Below are 4160 nucleotides of genomic sequence, written 5' to 3' on the forward strand. Positions count from 1 at the left end.
GCGTATCTCCCGGCCCCGTGTTCGCGCCAGCTCAAGAGTTGCGCGCCGCGTAATCCCATGCACGCATGCGGTGGCCCGCGGCGTCATCACGGCGCCTTCTCGGACCATGAAAATGTTGGACGAATCGGTCTCCGCGACAAATCCCGCACGGTTAAGCATGACGGCGCCATCTACCCCGGCCCGGTTGGCCTCGAGTTTCGCCAGGATGCTGTTGAGCTGGTTCGCGCTGTGCACGCTCGGATCAAGGACGTCAGGCTCCGGCCGCCGGATGCCCACGGTACGGAGCCGGATCGGGTGAGGAACCTCAGGAACAGGCTTGACTTCCGGAATGATCACAATCGTGGCGATGCCGTCGACGTTCTGCGGGTTCATCCCCGACGTGCGCCGCTCGCCGCGGCTGACCATCAGACGAGTGTGCGCGCCGTCATGAAACTTGTTGGCCCGCAGTGTCGCGTAGATGGCGTCGGAGAGTGCCGCGCGGTCGAGGGGAATCGCGATTTCCACGGCCTTCGCCGACCGGTAGAGCCGGTCGAGGTGCTCAGCGAGCTTGAAGACGGTGCCGTTGTAGAGTCGCAGTCCTTCCCAGACGGCGTCGCCCGACTGAAACGACGCGTCGAAGACCGAAACACGCGCTTCATCACGGGGCACAATCGCTCCGTCCACGTAGATCAGCAAGTTGCCATCGTTCGTGGCCATTGTTTGTGCACCACCTTGCAAATCGTATATCGGATATGATATTATCTCAGCGAATTCGTTGTCAAGCAATGGCGAAGTCGCATATCAATCCGCCGATAGAGGGTGTCGTACACGATGAGCGCCCGATCCTCAGCGCTCGCTGGCTACCGAACGAAAACGCAGCTTGTCTACGAAGAGCTGCGCCAGGCGATTCGCGCCGGCCAATATCCTCCCGGAAGCCGCGTGGTGGCGGATCAGATCGCCGAAGCTCACGGAACGAGCAAGGTCCCCGTACGGGAAGCCATCGTTCGACTTGCCGGCGAAGGATGGCTGGAGATCCAGCCGCATGTTGGCGCCGTCGTCGCCACGCTGTCGCCGGAGGAGGTCCTCGAGACATCCATCGTCCGCGCGGCCCTGGAGTCCCGGGCCGTCAGGTTTGCGACGGACCAACTGACCCAAGACGATCTGGCGAGCCTGCGCGCCCTGCTTCTCCGCATGGACGGCGCCGTCGCCCGGAAGTCGGCCGACTATCCGAAACTCAACTTCCAGTTTCACTCAGCGATCTTCTCGCGATGCCCGTACCCGCTTCTTCGACGGCTCACCACGTCGATGGCGGAGCGCAGCCTAAAGTTACGGACGGTTCGCTTTTTGCCAGCGTACCTTTTGGAAACTCAGCGGGAACACTGGACGCTACTCGACGCCTTGGAGCGCCGCGACGACGATGCCGCGGAACGCATCACGCGAGATCATGTCGAGCGGGCGGGGCGTTTGCTGTGGCGGTTCGCGAGCGAACAGGCGAAGGCCGCACCGAGCGCGCAACGGCGCAGTCCCCGGCGCGCCCGCCGGGGGACATGAGGGCTGAGCGTCTCGGCGCCGGCCCCATCATCACGCCGAAAATCAACGGCACAATCGGCCCCAACATCAACGGGCCGTCCCTTATCCGCGTGCCCGAGTGGATCGCGCACCCGCTCGGCCGGTACTACCTGTACTTCGCGGCACATCGAGGCACGTTCATTCGGCTGGCGTATGGCGATACGCTCTCCGGCCCGTGGCAAGTGTACGGGCCGGGCGCCCTGCATTTGGCCGACTCGACGTTCACGGACCACATCGCCTCACCCGACGTCCACGTCGATCAGGGGGCGCGCGAGATCGTAATGTACTACCATGGCATGTGCGAGGACGGAACGCAGGCGACGCGCTTCGCCGTCTCACGAGACGGGCTTAACTTTCACCCGGCGCCGGAGATCATCGCACCGTCGTATTTGCGGGTGTTCGACTGGAACGGATGGCGGTACGCGGTGGCCATGCCCGGCATTCTCTATCGATCCCGCACGGGCCGCACGCCATTCGAACGCGGCCCGGCAATCCTCTCGCCCGATACTCGCCATGTCGCGCTTTGGGTTGAAGACGACCGCCTCTACGTCGTGTTCTCCCGCGCCGGCGACTGCCCGGAACGCCTGCTGCTTATTACCGTCAAACTGGGACGTGACTGGCACACCTGGCGCGCATCAGAACCCCGCGTTCTGTTGGAGCCCCACACCGATGACGAAGGCGGGTGCCTACCGCTCCGCCCATCGAAGCGCGGGGAGGCATCGGGTCCATGCCGGGAGCTTCGTGATCCTGCGATCTACGCTGAAGACGGTGTCCGTTATCTCCTCTACAGCGTGGCCGGGGAGTCCGGCATCGCCATCGCCCGCCTCGAGGCCGGGGAGGGTTGAGGGTTCACCCTCGTTTTGGACGACTGGCGGCTTTCGAAAACCCTCATTCTACTGGAGCCGGCGATCGGATTTGAACCGATGACGTGCGCATTACGAATGCGGTGTCTGACGATCTACCGACGCCAACAGAATCGCCCACTTCTCAAAATGCGGGCAAAATCCCAATTTCCGAGACTAAGGGTACTCAGCAGGAACCGTGACAGTGGCGGCCGTGCCCCAAGCGTGCCCCAACGGAAAGCGACAATTCCATGGAGACCAACCAGCATACGGATAGGATACTGACGAGTGGCATGGCGAAAATAGCTGCCTCTTTGTGTCTTCCTGGGAGGACAGCCCGATGTTCTTGGCGTGCAACAAGAACATCGGGCACGATTAACCCACTACGCTCGCAGCTTCAGACGACCAAGAACGCCATGACCGACTTCAAGCATCCGAGCCACTTGAGACGGTAGGAGTTGAGAAAATGCCAGATCTCTCGCGAGCGAACCCCGCCGTCGCCGCCGCGGTAATTTCCGCCCTCGTAGCTCTCGTGACCACTATTCTCGCGAGTCCGCTAAGATATGCGGTGGATCGACTTCTAATCACGCACAAACTCAAACTCGAATATGAGTACGAGCAACGCCGTAGAATCCGTGATCTAATAGGATGATACGTCGGTCAATTGCTCGAGGCAGCCGAAAGTCTAAACCATCGCCTCTGGAATTTATATCAGAACGAGTCTAAGGGATGGCTTGCCCTCCGCGGAAACTACGAGAAAATTGGCGACAAGTACTACTTCGCTACTTCCGTTTACAGGTTTCTCGCTGTCTGTTCTATCGAAAGAAGATTTGAGGCGGAAGCACTATTGGTCGATTCCAGAGTGGCCGAGAAGGGTGACCTCGACTCGTAAAGGTCTGCAAATCACTGTACTGGGCCGCCACAGACGCTTCGCTTTTCGAGGGGTTGGGCTACGATGACACTTACGCGCATGACCATATTTTCAAGGACACTCTGCGGACGGCCCGCGACCAGTGCTGGTCCGATGGCGGTTTCGTGAGCCTTGAGGGCTTTATGAAGTTCAATGGAAAGATAAGGTCGCTAAAACAAGTCTTTGAACTCTTCGACGGTTTGAGTTACGGAGTAGAGCGGCTTCGTTGGGACCGTCTTGTCGCGTTCCACCTGGTCTTGATGGCCTTCATCAACACATTTGGCTACGATATGCAGCGCTCCAATCAAGCGCAGTTCACGGAAATAGCTCCGAAGTTCCGCCACCATGATGTCCTGGGGAGCTTGGTGATCTGGATACCAAAACTTGGCCTGGGACAACACCGAGAAGTGGCCAAGATTACGTGTGCAGCCCACGCACTTGGTATCCGCCCAAAGACGTTTCGCGAATAGGCACGTGTCGCAAAAGCGCCCAAAAGGAACCGTGGAAGAGAGTGAAACTTGACCGTAGCAAGTGGTAGCCGACGGTATGGTGTGAACTCAAAAACCGAGCTCGGCTCGAGTCGCGTCCAAATCCGCTGGTTTCCCAGTTTCCCGTCCCAGGCTCACGACCAGCGACTTCCCCGCTGCGAGGCTGTCCCGAATGATCTCGGCAATGTTGGCTGACGAAATACCGCGAGTGCCGATCCAGCCATCGCGGACGAGCTCGGCAAAGAGACTATTAGTGATGTGTCGTCGAAGACCATCGAACGTGATTAGTCGACCCCCGCGGGGTCCGGTTGAAGATTCTCCCGCCAGTACCGCTTCAACGAGCCGCCGCGGTATGTACATACCGGGCAACAA

4 protein-coding genes are annotated in these 4160 nt (G+C 59.8%); 3 read left to right on the forward strand and 1 reads right to left on the reverse strand.

What is annotated here, in order from left to right; genetic code table 11:
- Positions 1-765, reverse strand: a 765-nt coding sequence (locus VGZ23_08815; protein HEV2357693.1) for an aminotransferase class IV, incomplete at its 3' end; no start/stop codon positions are given.
- Positions 766-810: 45 nt separating this feature from the next.
- Here VGZ23_08815 and VGZ23_08820 point away from each other — a divergent pair.
- From VGZ23_08820 to VGZ23_08830, 3 genes are all read left to right on the forward strand, one after another.
- The gene (locus VGZ23_08820) at positions 811-1530 is read left to right on the forward strand and encodes a GntR family transcriptional regulator (GenBank protein ID HEV2357694.1); all 720 of its coding nucleotides are present in this window, start codon (positions 811-813) and stop codon (positions 1528-1530) included.
- Complete coding sequence (locus tag VGZ23_08825) at positions 1527-2393, forward strand: hypothetical protein (protein ID HEV2357695.1); 867 nt, start codon at positions 1527-1529, stop codon at positions 2391-2393. The genes VGZ23_08820 and VGZ23_08825 overlap by 4 nt, the downstream gene beginning before the upstream one ends.
- 942 nt (positions 2394-3335) lie before the next feature.
- The gene (locus tag VGZ23_08830; protein ID HEV2357696.1) at positions 3336-3770 is read left to right on the forward strand and encodes a hypothetical protein; all 435 of its coding nucleotides are present in this window, start codon (positions 3336-3338) and stop codon (positions 3768-3770) included.
- The last annotated feature ends 390 nt before the right edge of the window (positions 3771-4160 follow it).

Source organism: bacterium (assembly GCA_035945995.1).
Lineage (GTDB): Bacteria > Sysuimicrobiota > Sysuimicrobiia > Sysuimicrobiales > Segetimicrobiaceae > DASSJF01.

Excerpts from the sequence above, each read along its gene's own strand:
- VGZ23_08825 (HEV2357695.1), top strand. The coding sequence starts at position 1,527 with ATGAGGGCTGAGCGTCTCGGCGCCGGCCCCATCATCACGCCGAAAATC.
- VGZ23_08820 (HEV2357694.1), top strand. The coding sequence starts at position 811 with ATGAGCGCCCGATCCTCAGCGCTCGCTGGCTACCGAACGAAAACGCAG.